Genomic DNA, 17,671 nt, shown 5'->3' with positions numbered 1-17,671 from the left:
GAGGGACAATGACTTGGGCGTTTCTCTAAGGAGCCTTCGATGATTTGAGCCATACGATTGCGTCTATCTTTACGATAAATAAGCCAGTCTTCTTTGAAAGTGATGTCTAGGTCTTGAATTCCGAGTAATTTTTGAGTATTATAATCCATATAAAGCAATTCCTATTCTGATGTTTTTTTGTTCACTTATCAGTTTAACAGGAATTGCTTTTTTTGTGCTCTGAATGACAAAAAAAGCTGTATGGAATTTGAACTTTCCACACAACTTATTATAGAACCGTTTTTGGGTTATGGGGTTATAGGCAGGAAAGATGGCTCTTTGTCAACTGTAGTGGGTGACTAGAATGTAAGTAAGCGCTCAATAACAAGGTATCTTCCGATAAAGTAGAAATCTAGCTATACTAGTCTCAGAAAACATGAGTAGAGGAGATTGGTTTAGTGGATGCGAATTTGTTTAGGACGATAAATCTTTGTGACCTCGGTCAGGTCTATTTGATAGCTGGAAAAACAGATATGAGACAGGGAATTGATTCCCTAGCCTATATCATTAGACTTCCTGCGGAACTAATGTATTAGATCCCATTTCTCAGCAGGAGAGATCGTATAACCACCCTGAAACATTTTGTAACTCAGTCTTTTTCAAGTGATGACTCCGATAAATCTTAGGTTCTGTCACTGTTTTGCAGGAAGTCTAATCTTATCCATAACAAAAACCTAGACCTAGAAGGCTGGAACATCTACTATTTATCGGTTTCTGAAAATTTTAAAAGGAATGTTTTCTTCATGCGTTTGTCCTGCCTCTTAGCGACAGACAATTGAAAAGCGAGGGGCTTCTTGTTATAATGGTAGGAGTTTAGAATGGATACTCATTTAATTTTAAAACCTGACGTTGTCAAGCTTTCTAGATAAATTGCAGTTTGCCCTTCGTCGACTTTCCTAGTCATAGATTTGAAATGATTCGAGTATTCTGATTTTTGTTTGGTATGAAAAGAAAGAGAACGTATTTATGAAGTTTGAGGATTTAAAGGCAAGACAGGAGAAAATTCGTAATTTCTCGATTATTGCCCATATTGACCACGGGAAATCAACCTTGGCAGACCGGATTTTGGAGGCGACTAAAACTGTTTCCAGCCGGGAAATGCAGGCACAACTTTTGGATAGTATGGACTTGGAGCGTGAGCGGGGGATTACCATCAAGCTGAATGCAATTGAGTTAAACTATACGGCCAAAGATGGCGAGACCTATATTTTTCACTTGATCGACACGCCTGGTCACGTGGATTTCACCTATGAGGTGTCGCGTTCCTTGGCTGCTTGTGAGGGGGCGATCTTGGTAGTTGATGCGGCTCAGGGGATTGAGGCGCAGACGCTGGCCAATGTTTATCTGGCGCTAGACAATGATTTGGAAATCTTGCCGGTTATTAATAAGATCGATTTGCCAGCTGCAGATCCGGAGCGGGTGCGGACCGAGGTGGAGGATGTCATTGGTTTGGATGCCTCTGAGGCGGTTTTGGCGTCTGCTAAAGCGGGGATCGGGATTGAAGAGATTCTCGAGCAGATTGTGGAGAAGGTTCCAGCCCCAACTGGGGATGTGGAGGCTCCGCTCAAGGCCTTGATTTTTGATTCTGTCTATGATGCCTATCGTGGGGTTATCTTGCAGGTTCGAGTGATGGATGGTCTGGTCAAGCCTGGGGATAAGATCCAGTTGATGAGTAACGGGAAGACCTTTGATGTCACTGAAGTGGGAATCTTTACGCCGAAAGCGGTGGGGAGAGATTACCTAGCAACAGGGGATGTTGGTTACATTGCGGCTTCGATCAAGACCGTTCAAGATACCCGTGTGGGGGATACGGTGACTCTAGCTGCAAATCCAGCAGAGGCGCCTTTGGCAGGTTACAAGCAGATGAACCCGATGGTGTTTGCTGGTCTTTACCCGATCGAGTCGAATAAATACAACGATTTGCGGGAGGCACTGGAGAAATTGCAGCTCAACGACGCCAGTCTGCAATTTGAACCAGAAACTTCGCAAGCTCTAGGTTTTGGTTTCCGTTGTGGCTTCTTGGGATTGCTCCATATGGACGTTATTCAAGAACGTTTGGAGCGGGAGTTTAATATTGACCTCATCATGACGGCGCCGTCGGTTATCTACCAGGTTAATCTGACCGATGGCGAGGTCATCGATGTCTCTAATCCGAGTGAGTTCCCTGATCCAACCAAGATTGATTCCATTGAGGAACCTTATGTCAAGGCGCAAATCATGGTGCCTCAAGAATTTGTGGGAGCGGTTATGGAATTGGCCCAACGCAAGCGGGGAGATTTTGTAACAATGGATTATATCGACGAGAACCGGGTGAATGTTATTTATCAGATTCCTTTGGCAGAGATTGTCTTTGATTTCTTTGATAAATTGAAATCGTCAACGCGCGGTTATGCTAGCTTCGATTATGAAATTTCGGAATACCGTAAATCCCAATTGGTGAAAATGGACATCCTCCTCAATGGGGACAAGGTCGATGCTCTCAGCTTTATTGTCCATAAAGAATTTGCCTATGAACGAGGAAAAGTGATTGTTGAAAAACTCAAGAAAATCATCCCACGCCAGCAATTTGAAGTCCCTATCCAGGCGGCGATTGGCCATAAAATTGTGGCTCGGACGGATATCAAGGCCCTTCGGAAAAATGTCTTGGCCAAGTGTTACGGGGGAGATGTGACCCGGAAACGTAAACTCTTAGAAAAACAAAAAGCCGGTAAGAAACGGATGAAGTCCATTGGATCAGTTGAAGTTCCTCAAGAAGCTTTCTTGAGCGTCTTATCCATGGATGATGAATAAAGACGGAAGGTGGGTGGGCTATGCCCACCCACTTTGTGTAAAGGAGAAAAAATGAAAACAGTGCAGTACCTAAAAGAGTTGTTAGCCATTCCCTCCCCAACAGGCTTTACCCGGGAGGTTGTGGCTTATCTAGTGGAGACCTTGGAGAAAATGGGCTTGCAAGCCCAGGTTAGTCCCAAGGGCAATGTGTTGGTGACTTTGGTCGGCAAGGAGGCAGGACCGGCTCGTCTCCTGACAGCTCATGTCGATACCTTGGGGGCTATGGTGCGTGCGATCAAACCGGATGGTCGTTTGAAGTTGGATCGAATTGGAGGCTTCCCTTGGAATATGATTGAAGGCGAGAACTGTTTGGTGCATCTGGCTGATGGTTCAACGATTTCAGGGACGATTCTCTTGCATCAAACGTCGACTCATGTCTACAAAGACGCAGGGACTTTGGAACGCAGTCAAGACAATATGGAAGTGCGTTTGGATGCTCGGGTGACCAAGGCTGAGGAGACTGCGGCTTTGGGCATTCAGGTTGGGGACTTCGTGTCCTTCGATCCCCGGACCCAGGTGACGGAGACTGGATTTGTCAAAAGTCGTTTTTTAGATGACAAGGCTAGTGTGGCGATCTGTTTGGCTCTATTGGAACAGATTCAGGCAGAAGGGACCCAACTGCCAGTAACCACCCACTTCCTGTTTTCAACCTTTGAAGAAGTGGGGCATGGGGCCAATTCGTCGATCCCAGCCGGAGTGGTCGAATACCTGGCGGTCGATATGGGGGCTATGGGAGATGATCAGGCAACGGATGAGTACACCGTATCCATCTGTAGCAAGGATGCCACAGGTCCTTACCATTACGGCTTCCGGCGCCAGTTAGAGGGGTTGGCCCAGCAATTTGCGATTCCTTACAAGATTGATATTTACCCCTTCTATGGTAGCGATGCTTCTGCCGCTATGACTGCAGGTTGGGATGTGCGGCACGCCTTAATCGGCCCTGGAATCGAGTCTAGCCATTCCTATGAACGAACCCATGTCGATTCGCTCACAGCCACCTCTGATTTAATGTTGCGCTATCTAGAATCCCCTCTAATGGAAGGATAAAGATGAAAGTAATCTACACCTCGATTCGGGCTAATCTGGTTAAGGACTTGGTCCAGGAAGCCTTGGACCTAGAATCTCAAGGTTACCGCGTATTTTACATCGCTCCCAATTCCCTGTCTTTCGAAAAAGAAAGACAGGTTTTGGCATGTTTGCCCAACAAGGCTTCTTTTGGTATCACCGTGACCCGCTTCCAACAAATGACCCGCTACCTAACGCTGGATCAGGAGGTCGAAGCGGAGCGCCTGGATGACTTGGGCTTGCAGCTCTTGATTTACCGGGTCCTGCAGACTATCCCGGTGGACCAGTTCCGCGCTTATGGGCGGATTCGTAAGGATCCGGCCTTTGTCCAAGAAGTGGCGGCTCTGTATAAGGAATTGCAGGAAGCTCGGATGAGTGTTGCAGATCTGGGCAATTTGGACAATGCGGCCAAGGCCCATGACCTGCAGGTGATTTTTCAAGCCTTAGATGAAAGTATGGTGGCGGAAGGTTACCTGCCTGCAACAGCCCTAGCCCATTTTATTCGCAAGCTAGAGTCGGGGAGTCTAGACGCTAGCCTAGCCAAGATAGCCTTGGTGATCGACGGCTTTACTCGCTTTTCGGCGGAGGAAAAACACCTGTTGGGTCTCCTGCACCGCAAGGGTTGTCCCCTTGTTGTGGGCACCTATGCCAGTCAAAGGGCCCGAGAGCAGCAGTATTTGGAAGGCAATTTGTATCAGGCCAGTGTGGAGTTGATTCAGGATTTGGGTCGGGACTTTCAGGCAGAAATTGTGACCGGCTCTCCTAGTAAGGACGATTCCTTTCAGAAGCTGACCGATCGACTGGAGCGGTTTTATGAATTTGGTCCCAAGACCGAGCAGGCTCCACTAGAGCTTCCGCTTTCCCTCCACAAATTGGCCAATCCCCAGCAGGAAATTGAGTGGGTGGCGCGGAGAATCCGTCGCCTGCTGGCGGATGGCTACCGCTATAAGGAAATCCGCCTGCTTTTGGGCGATGTGGACACCTATGCTCCGCAGGTGGCGACGATTTTTGATCGTTACCAGATTCCTTTTTATATCGGGCGTCGGGAGTCCATGGCGGACCACCCGCTGGTCCATTTTGTGGAATCTCTGGAAAGTCTGGTTCGCCGCCATTTTCGCCGAGAGGATTTGGTCAATCTCCTACAAACGGGGCTCTACGGTTCTTTTGCGACCGCAGATTTGGACCAGCTAGAATCCTATTTACGCTTTAGTGATTGCAATGGTCTCACTGCCTTACAGCGGACCTTTACCGCCAATGACGGAGATCGTTACGATTTAGACAGACTCAACCAGATTCGCGACGCGGTGCTGGCCCCTCTTTTACCTTTTGTCAAAGCGAGAAAGCAAAAAGGGAGCAGCCTGCTCAAAAAGTTTCGGGCTTTGTTGGAAGAAATTGCTTTGCCGGCCAACCTGGCTCGGCTAAGCCAGGACTTGGATTTACGGGAGCAAGAGCAGCAGGCGGAGGCTTGGAAGGCTTTTAGCGACTTGTTTGTCCAAATGGACCGGCTGGTGGGGGAGACTCCCTTGACCCTGGCTGCTTTTTTGGAGCTCTGGCGGGCTGGTGTCCAATTGGCCACTTATCGAACTGTTCCAGCGACAGTTGATGTGGTTCAGGTCCAGTCCTATGACTTGGTCCAGCCCTTGCTTGCGAAACAGGTTTTTGCGATCGGTTTGAGCGAAGATTTCTTCCCCAAAGAAACGCGGGATATGGGCTTACTCAGCATGGAGGAAAAGGAGCGGCTCAATCAGAACCTAGACCAAGGTCAAGGACTTTTGATTTCTTGGCGGGAAAATGGACCCAAGAACCAGTTTACCGCCCTGTCGCTGTTGAATGCGGCCCAGGAAAGGCTCTACCTGACCTGTCCAGGTCAGATTGATAATGGGGAAAAACAGGCTTCCAGTTATCTTCAAGTCTTGACCAACTTTGGCCTTGAGTGGCAAAAGGAACCGGCGGCTGGCTCAAGTCCGGATGATATTGGTTCCTATCAAGGCTTGTTGTCGCAGGTCATCGATCTCTACCAGACAGGCATCGAGGAGGAGTGGCAGCCGGAGCAGGAGTCTTACTGGAAGGCCTTGGTTCGTCACCTGCGTCGGTATCTGAACCAGAAAGATCTCAGTCTGCCTGGGCTCAACTATCAGGTTCAGAGCCGGCCGCTTAGTCCTGCGACCCTGGCTCATCTCTACCCGCAAGATCAGGGCCTGCAGTTGTCGGTGTCCAGTTTAACGGACTACTACAAGAATCCCTATTCCTTCTATCTGAAACATGTACTCCGCTTGCGGGAAGAGGGCAGTGTGCATCCCGATGCCCGTATTCATGGCCAGTACATGCACCACATTTTTGAGGAATATTTTGGCCATCTGGCCAAGCAGGAACCGGCTCAGGCCCTACAGACTGCCATTCAAACCGTCAATCGCCAAAACTATGTGACCTATCGTTATGGGCTAGATGGCGAAAGTCGTTTTTCCCAACGGATGCTTTTGGATATTGTTCGGACATCGGCTAAAACCTTGGTGGCTCCCGTTACGGAAACGATTGAGGAGGAGCAGCGTTTCCGCTACCTTTTGTCACCAGAGGACCAGCTCTATGTCAGTGGAGTCATTGACCGGATCGATCAATTGCAGGGAACCTCAATCAAGGGAGTGGTGGACTATAAATCGGCTAGTCAGACCTTTTCCTATCCCGATTTTTACAATGGTCTCAACTCCCAGCTAGTAACCTATTTGGACTACCTGTCACAAGATCAGGTCTTTGGCGCCATGTATTTCCACCTGACCAACCCCCTCATTTCCTTTAAAAAACAAGAGGAAGCGGGTTGGTACCTGGCCCAGGCTATGAAGGAATTTACTTACAAGGGACTCTTTTTGAGCAAGGAAAAAGACAAGCTGAGTGAGCAATACTTGCTGAAAAGTGGTCGCAAGGACTTTACTTTAGAGGAAGAAGAATTGGCTCTCTTACTAGCCTACAATCGCCAGCTCTTCCAACAGGCTGCCCAAGCCATCCGGTCTGGGCAATTCCCGATTCAGCCGATTAGTGAAGATGGTCAGTCTGTACGTGCCTATGTTGACCAATACAAGGCCATCACCCAGTTTGAAACCCCCTACCATTACCAGAACTTACGGATTTTGGATCAGCTAGACGGTTCGACGAAGAAGGAGGACTGGTTCGCGAAAATCAGCCAAGATTTGGGAATGGAGAAACAGGAGGAGCAGGAGGAAGAATAAGATGAAGCCCATTGCTTTTTTAAACGAAGAAGAGATTCGCCTCTTGCAAGAACAAGAGGCCCAGTTGCAAACCGACCGCAAACGCACCTCGGAACAAATCCTAGCGATTTACAGCTCGGGTCAAAATATTTTGGTATCAGCCTCGGCAGGTTCAGGGAAAACCTTTGTCATGGTTGAGCGGATCCTGGATCAGCTAAGCCGGGGGATTGGGATTAACCAACTCTTTGTGTCGACCTTTACCGTCAAGGCAGCTGGGGAATTAAAAGAACGGCTCCAGGCCAAGCTAACAGAAAAACTAGGGGATCAGAATTTAAATCCCCAGTTACGGGAACACCTACTCCGTCAGCGCCAGTTACTGCCCCTGAGCGATATCGGCACCATGGATGCCTTTAACCAGAAATTGCTAGCCCGAGAAGGTTATCGTTTGAGTCTGAGTCCTAATTTTCGGATTCTATCTGACCCCAGTGAGTTGCTCCAGTTCCAGAAGGAGGTTTTTAGCCAGGTTTTTGAAAGCTATAGCTCCGGACCTGGGGAAGAGGAGTTTTACCGTTTGGTGACCAACTTCACCGGTCAGGCCAAGGATATCGGCGGTTTTCGCCAAGTGGTCTATCAGTTGGCCGACTTTATGGATGCTCTGCCTCGGCCCCTGGAGTGGTTGGAGCAGGCGGTTGGCGATCAAGAATCGCAAGACCTACAGGAGCTGGTGCGGGAGCTCTACCCAGCCTTTGGCAAATCTTGTCTAGCGGCGGCCGATCAGCTCTATGATTTGACCCAAGATCCGGATTATAAAATGTTCAAAAAAGACGGTCAGAAAACAGCAGTCTTTCTGAAACATGAACAAATGATTGAGGGGTTGCGACTGTTAGCCGATCAATTTGTGACTTTTGAGACTTGGGCAGAAATCGAAGCCAGCTTGAATCAAATGTTGTTGCTGCTTCCTAAGACAGGAACAATTACAGTCGCCAAGGTCAAGTATGATTTTCTGAAGTTGATTGTGGACCAAGCCCAGGCTATCCAGGCTCTGCCATTTATTCTGGAGCAGGAAGGGGAGGTGGCCCACCTACTGGGAGCTCTCAAGGCCTTTGTCAAGGATTATTACCAAGCCTTGCAGGAGGCCAAGCTGGCTGAAAATGCCTTTACTTTTAGTGATGTCAGTCACTTGGTACTCCGCCTATTGCGGGATTTTCCGGATTTACGGGCTGACTTGGTTGCCAACTATCATGAGGTCATGGTCGATGAATACCAGGATACCAACTCCCTGCAGGAGGAGGTGCTAGAACTGATTTCGAACGGTCACAATCGCTTTATGGTGGGGGATATTAAGCAGTCCATTTACCGCTTCCGCCAGGCAGAACCTGAGATTTTTAACCAAAAATTTAAGCTCTATCAGGAAGAACCAGAACAGGGGCGCCTGATTTTGCTTAAGGAGAATTTCCGGAGTCAGGAGTCTGTTCTGGTAGCTACCAATGGCCTCTTTAAACACTTGATGGATGAAGAGGTCGGAGAGATTGATTACAATCAGGTTCATTTCTTGGTGGCAGGCAGTCCTGGCCAGAAGCAGCCTGAGCAGCAAAAGCAGGCCCAGTGTTTGATTTTTGACCAGGAAAGTGAGGGTCCCTTGCATGAAGGTCATGTCTTGGTAGCTCAGATCCAAGCCCTTCATGAGTCAGGTGTAGCCTACAAGGACATTTGTGTTTTGGTTGAAAGCCGGACTCGCAATAAGCCTTTGGTGGAGCTGTTCTACCAATGGGAGATCCCCTTTGTGGAGGACCAGGGGCAGGGGTCTTATCTCCAAGCCGTTGAGGTCATGGTCATGCTGGATACCCTGCGAACCCTCTACAACCCCCTCCAGGACTATGCCCTTCTGGCCTTGCTCAAATCGCCTATGTTTGGTTTTGATGAGGATCAATTGGCCCGCATTGCCCTACAAGAACAGGCCGTTTCGCTTTCTTTTTTTGAAAAATTAAAAAAAGCCCAGGCTGGAACTGGGGCTGCGCCAGACTTAATTGAGGGCGCGCTCAAGGATAAGATTCAGCACTTCTTGGAGTATCTAGAGACTTGGCGGGCTTATGCTAAATTACATAGTCTCTATGATCTGATTTGGAACATTTACAACCAGCGGCACTATTATGACTATGTCGGAGCCTTGCCAGATGGGGCTAAACGCCAGGCCAATCTCTATTCCTTGGCCTTACGAGCTCGGCAGTTTGAGCAGGGCGGCTTCAAGGGGCTGGCGCGCTTTATTGACCGGATTGAAAAAATCCTTGCGGCGGACAAGGATTTGGCGGATGTGGTTGCCGAAGTGGATGAGGATGCTGTGCAAATTCTGACCATTCACAAGAGTAAGGGCTTGGAATTTCCCTATGTCTTTATCTATAACCTGGACAAGGATTTTAATAGTGAGGATCTGAAAAAGCGGATGCTTCTGAGCCGGGACCTAGGGATTGGGATCCAGTCGGTGAAGCTCCTCGATACACCGAATGATCAGCCCAACCATTTGCAGTCGGTACGGCTCTCTGTCCCTTCATTGACCTACCAGCGGATTCAGCAGGAGAAGCGGCGCCAGACCCTGTCTGAGGAAATGCGGCTCTTGTATGTGGCCATGACCCGGGCTGAGAAACAGCTCTTCTTAGTTGGTCGAGGTAAGGCCAGCAAGCTGGCAGATGCCTATCCCGATCTGACGGCCAGTCAATTTTTACCAGCCAGCGATCGGTTGGGCTACAGCAATTTCCAAGACTGGATTTTAGCGGTTACAGCTGGCTTCCCCAGCTTTAAAGAGGAGTTGGCAGTGACGATTTTAGGGCAGGAAGACATTAATTTAAGGGAAGTCCACAAGGAAGCTCCGAGCTTGCCCCTTGACCCTGCTGATCTCAAGAACAATCGGCAATCGGACCAACTGGCGCGTGCCTTGGACATCATTGAAAATGTCGACCGCTTGAACACCCTTTATCAGCCAGCCATTCAATTGCCGACGGTTCGAACTCCAAGTCAAATGAAAGAACTCTACCAGCCTGTCTTTGACCTTGAAGGAATGGCCCACATGGTGGAGGTCAAGCCTCAGACTTTGGACTTTAGTCTGCCAATCTTGGGAGCTAAGAAGTCAACCATTACAGCTAGTCAACTGGGGTCTAGCCTCCATGCCTTTATGCAGGGCTTGGATTTGTCGCAGGGACGGGTAGATGAAGCCCTGCTGCAAGAGCGTTTGCAGCAGATGAAGTTGGAGCCCGCCCTGGCCAAGGCCCTGCCCTTGACCAAGGTCTTGGACTTTTTCCAAACAGAGCTGGGGCAGCTCTTTCTGGCTAACCCTGATCGGCTCTACCGCGAAGCACCTTTTGCCATGTTACAGACAGATGCGGCTAGTGGTGAGGAGTTTGTGGTGCGGGGGATCCTGGATGGCTATCTCGTGTTTGAGGACCGGCTTGTGTTATTTGATTACAAGACAGACCGTTACCGAAATCCAGCTCGGGTAGCGGATCGTTACCGGGGGCAAATGGGCTTATATGCCCAGGCTTTACGGCAATCTTATGGGATTTCTAAGGTTGAAACTTATCTGATTCTGTTAGGGGGATCGGAGATTCAAGTGGTTGCATTAGCGGATTCCTAATCAGGGTCTCCCCATTTTCGAGCATTTATGCTACACTAGTAGGGAGGAGGTGGACCATGATAAAAATATTTGGTCAAGTACGCTACCATTGGCAGCCGCAACTATCCATCCTGATTATCTATTGGTCACTCTCTTTGGTCCCTATTTTTCTAGGTTTGGCCTTGATGTACGAAAGTTCGCAGATTCCCATGGTGGTTCTATCGTCCTTTGTTCTCTTTATGATTTTGTTGGGCATTGGTTTTCATAGGTATTTCACGATCTATGAATCAGGGACCTTACGGATTATTTCCGCTAACCCCTTCCAGCCTTCCAAATTAGCCATTGACCAGATTGAAAAAATAGAGGTCACGAAAACCTCTATTACCCTTTATTTATTTGGTCATGAAAAAGGACGGACCTATTACATGCGAAAATGGCCTAAGAAATACTTCGTAAACGCCTTAGCTCTCAATCCTCATTTCCGGGGAGAGGTGGTTTTGACGGACCACCTGATCCACTTGGATTATTATGAGGTTTATTATAAAGAGAAGGCCTAGTGTTCAATGGCCCGTGTCGGACATTCTTTGATGGCCTGGATGAGTTCAGGAGTTTCGTCTAACTCGAGGCTGAGTTGGTCACTTTGATAGAATTTAACAATGCCATTATCATGGTAGTCAAAAACATCAGAGTAGGTTTGACAAAGGCCGCAAGCGATGCAGCGTTCAGGAATTAGTGTTACTTTCATAGTTCTATTTTATAAGGAATGGGACTAAAAAACAAGAAGAAGAGGTAGAAAAGTTTGAGTAGAAAACGTAAAAATGAGATTTCGGATGAAAAACTCAATTCATGGTTGGTTTGGGCGATTTCCGCAACAGCCATTGTCGTGATCATGATTTCAGGAATTTTGATTTTCCTTTCCGTTGGCGGCAGCAATAAGCAGGAAGCCATGCAAGGCTTCTATAGTTCAGAAGTGTCTGCTGGCAATGCCCAGCCTGCGTCTGAGGCCAGCAGCAAGCCTTCTGAAGAGGAAGAAGAAACCGAGGAGACAACGGCTAGTTCCAGCAAGGAAAATACAACTGGTGGAGCAACGATCACGGTTCAAGCAGGTGAGGGAGAAGCAGCTATTGCAGCGCGTGCTGGTATCTCGATTGCGGAATTGGAAGCTCTAAATCCAGGGAATATGCGTACTGGTTCTTGGTATGCCAACCCAGGTGATGAAGTGCGGGTTGAGTAGGAGAGAGCATGCAAGTATTACAAATTGCGATTGACGGCCCAGCGTCTAGCGGGAAAAGTACAGTTGCCAAACTTTTAGCTAAAAAACATGGCTATACTTATCTGGATACAGGTGCCATGTACCGGGCGGCAACCTACCTAGCCCTCCAAGAAGGATTGGACTTAGAAGATGCGGCTGGGATTGTCGCAGCCCTCGATGCTGCGCCGATTTCCTTTGGCCGTAACACGGGCGGCGAGCAACTGGTATATGTTGGTTCGATTGACATTACAGATGCCATCCGCCAACCGGATGTAACCCAGGCTGTCTCTACCGTCGCAGCCCTACCAGCCGTTCGGGAAAAGCTGGTTCAACAACAACAAGCCTTGGCTCAAGCTGGAGAGATTGTCATGGATGGCCGTGATATCGGAACCACTGTTTTGCCCCAGGCACAGGTTAAGATTTTCCTAGTTGCCTCTGTCGATGAACGAGCAGAACGCCGCTACAAGGAGAACCTTAGCCGGGGAATCGAAACTGATTTAGAAGCCTTAAAAGCTGAAATTGCTGAACGGGACTATAAAGACAGTCACCGCCAAGTTTCCCCCTTGAAACCGGCAGCAGATGCCACCCATTTTGATACCACAGGCGTATCCATTGATGGTGTCCTCGCTTTTATTGAATCTGAAATTGAAAAAATAAACTAAGAAAATGAGGCTGGGACAAAAGTCTAGCCTCATTGACTTTGGTTAGCAAAATGCCTTTGACGCAGTAGCTGATTGCCCTCTTCGTTCGCTTTTCAAGCTCGGAAGAGGGCCTAATCAGCCTTGCGGGGGTGGGACTACGAACTAAATTTTTTCAAATTTAGTTCTGTCCCACTCCCTTTTTGCCTTTCTAGCTGTCTTTTAGCTCACGGTTCTGTCATGGTAGAATGCAGGGAAGGAGAATGAACATGGGAAAGAGTTATTATTATGTGGAAGTTGAAACCTTAGCAGGCGAAACCATCTGTTTGCAACTTCCAAATGATTTGCAAGGTGCAATGCGAGCCTATCGTCAGGCTCATCCAATAACCTGGGAAAATTTATTAGCGGATGCGCTCATAAACATCCCAGGTGCTACCTATAGCAAGGAGAATAACTACCAGCCAACCATTCGCTTGGCCAGGGTCAAAAGAAGTTTCTCGTCAAAGAAGCAACAAAGAAGACGGACACGCGGACAATTTCTGACAAAGGAAAATTGGCAGCAAGATGGTTTGACAAATTTTCGAGATAGTCTGCGTTTTATCCAACACGACTATCCCCGTAAAAATAAACTGATCCTATTGCTGGATTATGGCCGTTGGAAATGGCGACTCTTTAAAAGTCGGTGATTTTCTATTCCAAATAGGGGATCAGTTCGGGATGAAAAATCACTCTCAAGGGTCCTACGAGCGTTTCCAGGATTTTAAATCCAAATATAGTCTTTTAGTTTACTTTTAGTACAAGGCAGCGAGTCGCAGACAGTACTGAGGTACGGCAATACGAGCTAACGCAGTAATAAAATATAAGGGCACCTCTAAAAACTAAATTTCTGAAAATCTAAATGTTGATTTATCAAGGTTTGAGTGATTAAATTTGAAGAAAAACTGGGGTTTTTAGAGGTCCCCATAAACTAAACGACTATAAATTAAAAAAAGTAGTTGACAGATAATTTCTATATGGTACAATGGATTACATGAGAAAAGCAGAAGTGAGAGCTTCTCGCCTTGCGACTAACGTTGTCTGGCTCTACGATTCAAGTCCTGAAAGGGATTCTATTCGTGTGAGTGGGTGTGCGTTAGCAGACCCACTCTTGTTTTTCTCGAAATAAAAAAAAGAGGTGAACACCATAGCAAAACAAGACTTATTCATCAATGATGAAATTCGTGTGCGTGAAGTTCGCTTGATTGGTCTTGAAGGGGAGCAGCTTGGTATTAAGCCATTGAGCGAAGCCCAAGCCATCGCTGATGATGCCAATGTTGATTTGGTTCTAATTCAGCCCCAAGCAAAGCCACCGGTTGCTAAAATTATGGACTATGGTAAGTTCAAATTTGAGTACCAGAAAAAGCAAAAGGAACAGCGTAAAAAACAAAGCGTTGTGACCGTCAAAGAAGTTCGTCTAAGTCCAACAATCGACAAAGGTGACTTCGAGACAAAACTTCGGAATGCACGCAAATTCCTTGAAAAAGGAAATAAAGTCAAAGTGTCCATTCGATTCAAAGGTCGGATGATCACCCACAAAGAAATTGGAGCTAAGGTTCTCGCTGATTTTGCTCAGGCAACACAAGATGTTTCTATCATTGAGCAAAGAGCGAAAATGGATGGACGTCAAATGTTCATGCAATTGGCTCCAATTCCAGACAAAAAATAAAGTCTGATCACTAGAAAAGAGGAGAAATCATGCCAAAACAAAAAACTCACCGCGCATCTGCTAAACGTTTCAAACGTACTGGTTCAGGCGGACTAAAACGCTTCCGTGCTTACACTTCACACCGTTTCCACGGAAAAACTAAAAAACAACGTCGTCACCTTCGCAAAGCTTCTATGGTTTCTGCAGGAGACTTCAAACGTATCAAATCAATGCTTACAGGTCTTAAATAAGACACACTCGTATAACTAGAAACTGGAGGAAAACTAAATGGCACGTGTTAAAGGTGGCGTTGTATCACGCAAACGTCGTAAACGTATTCTAAAGCTCGCTAAAGGTTACTATGGAGCTAAACATATCTTGTTCCGCACAGCGAAAGAACAAGTCATGAACTCTTACTACTATGCATACCGTGACCGTCGTCAAAAGAAACGTGACTTCCGTAAACTATGGATCACACGTATCAATGCGGCAGCTCGTATGAACGGACTTTCATACTCACAAATGATGCATGGATTGAAATTGGCTGAAATCGAAGTGAACCGCAAAATGCTTGCAGACCTTGCAGTAAACGATGCGGCAGCTTTCACAGCTTTGGCAGACGCTGCAAAAGCAAAACTAGCTAAATAATCGGTTTGTCCTCCTTGGGTTTTCCAGGGGGGACTTTGTGTATTTTTGGACTTAGGAATCCCTTCTCCAAATTCCTCTCCCGATACCAGCAAAATCATTTGAATATTCCTGCTATCTATCGTACAATAGTTTTTATGAAGATAGGAAAGAGAGTTAGGTTTGTGAAGAAGATTAGTCCGAAGAATTGGTTATTGCTGGGGGTCTTTTTAGGTATGTTAGCGGCTGCTCTTTTATTGCTGCCCATGTTGCCGGAGCAATTTGACCGTTGGCAGGCCACATCCAAGATTGAGCAGCTCAAGCAGGAGCATAAGGCCTTGGCCAAGGAGTCCAAGAGTAGCAAGCAGTATGGTCGGATTGGGCAGGCTGAGGTGGTCGCTTATTATCCCAGCAATTTGGAAAGCAGCACCAACCAGCAGATTCAGGAACTCATTTTAGCCGATACCCAGAAATTGAATCCGGAAGGTCAAGATAAGGATTTGAATGCCTTGATTTTTTATCTGGTGGATAAAGAAGAAGGGGCTTTTGCCAATACCCAGCAAGTGAAGCTTTTGAAAAGGGAGTACCCGATTTCCTCGACCTATGTAGGAACAGAAAAAGAGACTACTTTAGCCTCTTATTACTATACTGACGAGGGGAAACAGCTACAGCTGGATGAACTCTTCCAAGATCCAGAAGCAGCTCAGTCTAAGATGTTGGATATGATTAAGGCTAATCTCTTAGCCCAGAATCTCAATACAGATCGTGTGGCAGAAGTTGTAGAGACCTTGCAATACACAGATCTAGCAGATTGGGACTTCTATTATGACAAGAAAAGCTTCTGGATCCATCTCCCGCAAGCCATTGGGGAGGTAAAGCAAGTGGCGGTTCCCCTAACCATCTTGTTTGATGTGATTAATCCAGAGATACTCAAGGGTGCGGATGCGGAATCCTACCAGGCTTACATTGCTCCCTCAACCAAGAAGGTCATCGCTTTAACTTTTGATGATGGACCAGATAGCCAGTTAACACCTAAGTTGCTGGACATTTTGGAACAGGAAAAAGTTCCCGCAACCTTCTTTGTCTTAGGACGGAATGTGGCAGGAAACGAGCAGATTCTGAAACGGATGAGTAAGCGTGGATCGGAGATCGCCAATCATACCTTTAATCACCCGAATCTCCAGTTGCTTCCGACGGATGGAGCTCTGGCGGAGATTCGCGATACCCAAAGTGAAATCAAACGTGCTACAGGTATCGATTCCAAATTGTTCCGACCACCATTTGGTAATTACACCAGCCAAACCCAACTTTACGGTGGCCTTCCAACCATCCTCTGGTCAGTAGATACCCTGGACTGGCAAAGCCATAACCCAGCCATGATTTTGGAACAGGTCAAGACCTATGCCCGACCTGGCGGTATTGTGCTCATGCATGACATCCATAAGGAAACAATAGACGCCGTTCCAGCTGTTATCGACTACCTCAAAGAGGAAGGCTATGAATTTGTCACTGTCAGCGACCTGCTTAAAACCAAGGGAATCGATCCCCAAGGTATCTATTATGACCGTGACGGTTTGATTGACGAGTAGAGGGCGACAAGATGAGCTAACAAAATAATAAACAAAAATTTTAAAATGAAGTTAACTACCCATCATATCTGCTAGATAAGTGCTATAACTCATTCTGATTAGTTGTCTGATTTCATTTGATAATAGGTTTGGAGCTGTTAGGCTAATTGGCCAAGGCTAATGATAGCCTTGGTTTAGCCCTCAAAACAGCTTCAAAAGTCCCTGTTGTCAAATGAAATCCTTTTGTAAGGTATAAGAAAACACCTCCGTGTTATACTTTTTGTTCACCACAAACAAAAGGAAGGGCACAGAGATGCAAAACAATTATACAACAAAAGGAAAACATTTGACAATTCATGATCGTCGCTACATTGAACGATGGAACAAAGAAGGAAAATCCAATCTAGAAATTGCTTGCCTACTTGGAAGAGCTCCTCAAACAATCAATAACGAGATCAAGCGAGGGCAAGTCTTACAACAAGTGAGAAAAGGACTCTTTAAATATGTCTATTCAGCCGATGTCGCTCAAGCTAATTACGAGAAAAATCGTAAACGATCTGTTAAAAAGCTGATTCTTACTAAGAAAATGAAGGACAAAATTCTTCACTATCATCGCCAAAAGTATTCGCCTGAAATGATGGTTAAGACAAAGGATGTTGAAGCGGGAGTTACAACTATTTACTACTGAATTCACAATGGTCACCTTGGATTAACTAGTAAAGATATGCTTTATCCTAGAAGAAGGAAAACTAGTCAGAAACAAGCTAGCTCAAGTTTCAAACCTGCAGGCAATTCAATTGAAGAAAGACCTGAGCAGATTAATCTTCGAATAGCGAATTCTCACTATGAGATTGATACGGTTGTTTTGACTAAAGAAAAGAATAAATGCTTATTGGTAATGACAGATCGTCGTAGTCGTCATCAAATCATGAGACTAATTCCTGATAAAACTGCTCAATCCGTGAATCAAACACTTAGCCAAATTTTATAGTAGAATGAAACAAAAACCGCACACTTTGTACTATACTATTTTTATGGCATATTCAGTAGATTTTCGTGAAAAAGTTCTTGCATATTGTGAGAATATTGGTAGTATTTCTGAAGCAGCAACTGTTTTCCAAATTTCTCGTAATACCATTTATCAATGGATTAAATTAAAAGAGAAAAC

The 17,671-nt window shown here is 46.4% G+C and carries 14 protein-coding genes, 1 pseudogene and 1 other annotated feature; of the genes and pseudogenes, 14 read left to right on the top strand and 1 reads right to left on the bottom strand.

The features are described 5' to 3' along the window. Positions 1-1,005 precede the first annotated feature (1,005 nt). The 5 genes from lepA to E5983_RS04705 are packed head-to-tail and all read left to right on the top strand — an operon-like array spanning position 1,006 to position 11,294. Positions 1,006-2,829 carry a translation elongation factor 4 gene (gene lepA, locus E5983_RS04725; RefSeq protein WP_160332762.1) on the top strand — a complete coding sequence of 608 codons (1,824 nt, stop codon included), beginning with the start codon at positions 1,006-1,008 and terminating at the stop codon, positions 2,827-2,829. Positions 2,830-2,880: 51 nt separating this feature from the next. Next, positions 2,881-3,915 carry a M42 family metallopeptidase gene (locus E5983_RS04720; protein WP_160332761.1) on the top strand — a complete coding sequence of 345 codons (1,035 nt, stop codon included), beginning with the start codon at positions 2,881-2,883 and terminating at the stop codon, positions 3,913-3,915. 2 nt (positions 3,916-3,917) lie between these two features. Continuing rightward, positions 3,918-7,154, top strand: a complete 3,237-nt coding sequence (gene rexB, locus E5983_RS04715) for an ATP-dependent nuclease subunit B (RefSeq protein WP_160332760.1) — start codon at positions 3,918-3,920, stop codon at positions 7,152-7,154. Position 7,155: 1 nt separating this feature from the next. Continuing rightward, the gene (gene addA, locus E5983_RS04710) at positions 7,156-10,758 is read left to right on the top strand and encodes a helicase-exonuclease AddAB subunit AddA (RefSeq protein ID WP_160332759.1); all 3,603 of its coding nucleotides are present in this window, start codon (positions 7,156-7,158) and stop codon (positions 10,756-10,758) included. A 56-nt stretch (positions 10,759-10,814) separates the two neighbouring features. Next, complete coding sequence (locus E5983_RS04705) at positions 10,815-11,294, top strand: EbsA family protein (RefSeq protein ID WP_160332758.1); 480 nt, start codon at positions 10,815-10,817, stop codon at positions 11,292-11,294. On the opposite strand, the gene E5983_RS04700 is transcribed toward E5983_RS04705, so the two are convergent. Then, complete coding sequence (locus tag E5983_RS04700; protein WP_160332757.1) at positions 11,291-11,482, bottom strand: ferredoxin; 192 nt, start codon at positions 11,480-11,482, stop codon at positions 11,291-11,293. The genes E5983_RS04705 and E5983_RS04700 overlap by 4 nt on opposite strands. Positions 11,483-11,536: 54 nt before the next feature. On the opposite strand from E5983_RS04700, the gene E5983_RS04695 reads away from it, so the two are divergent. From E5983_RS04695 to E5983_RS04655, 9 genes and pseudogenes are all read left to right on the top strand, one after another. After that, entirely contained in the window at positions 11,537-11,971 is a 435-nt protein-coding gene (locus E5983_RS04695; protein ID WP_160332756.1) for an SAG1386/EF1546 family surface-associated protein, read from the top strand. Between the two features lie 8 nt (positions 11,972-11,979). Further along, positions 11,980-12,651 carry a (d)CMP kinase gene (cmk, locus tag E5983_RS04690; protein ID WP_160332755.1) on the top strand — a complete coding sequence of 224 codons (672 nt, stop codon included), beginning with the start codon at positions 11,980-11,982 and terminating at the stop codon, positions 12,649-12,651. 239 nt (positions 12,652-12,890) lie between these two features. Further along, complete coding sequence (locus tag E5983_RS04685; protein WP_414486768.1) at positions 12,891-13,313, top strand: DUF7679 family protein; 423 nt, start codon at positions 12,891-12,893, stop codon at positions 13,311-13,313. A 345-nt stretch (positions 13,314-13,658) separates the two neighbouring features. After that, positions 13,659-13,786, top strand: a sequence feature (ribosomal protein L20 leader region). Positions 13,787-13,801: 15 nt separating this feature from the next. After that, positions 13,802-14,332: a translation initiation factor IF-3 gene (infC, locus tag E5983_RS04680; protein WP_135037791.1), complete on the top strand. Its 531-nt coding sequence runs from the start codon at positions 13,802-13,804 to the stop codon at positions 14,330-14,332. 29 nt (positions 14,333-14,361) lie between these two features. Beyond that, positions 14,362-14,562, top strand: a complete 201-nt coding sequence (rpmI, locus tag E5983_RS04675) for a 50S ribosomal protein L35 (RefSeq protein WP_135037788.1) — start codon at positions 14,362-14,364, stop codon at positions 14,560-14,562. Between the two features lie 37 nt (positions 14,563-14,599). Further along, positions 14,600-14,959, top strand: a complete 360-nt coding sequence (gene rplT, locus E5983_RS04670; RefSeq protein ID WP_160332753.1) for a 50S ribosomal protein L20 — start codon at positions 14,600-14,602, stop codon at positions 14,957-14,959. A 161-nt stretch (positions 14,960-15,120) separates the two neighbouring features. After that, positions 15,121-16,524 carry a polysaccharide deacetylase family protein gene (locus E5983_RS04665; protein ID WP_160332752.1) on the top strand — a complete coding sequence of 468 codons (1,404 nt, stop codon included), beginning with the start codon at positions 15,121-15,123 and terminating at the stop codon, positions 16,522-16,524. A 292-nt stretch (positions 16,525-16,816) separates the two neighbouring features. Then, positions 16,817-17,491, top strand: a pseudogene (locus tag E5983_RS04660) (IS30 family transposase); the annotation flags it as partial. Positions 17,492-17,537: 46 nt separating this feature from the next. After that, a partial coding sequence (locus tag E5983_RS04655) for an IS630 transposase-related protein (RefSeq protein ID WP_160332751.1) occupies positions 17,538-17,671 on the top strand: 134 nt, incomplete at its 3' end.

The sequence above is a fragment of the Streptococcus danieliae genome (genome assembly GCF_009767945.1).
Lineage (GTDB): Bacteria > Bacillota > Bacilli > Lactobacillales > Streptococcaceae > Streptococcus > Streptococcus danieliae.
Note: the sequence above shows the minus strand (reverse complement) of the source record. Positions and strands in the feature narration are given on the sequence as shown.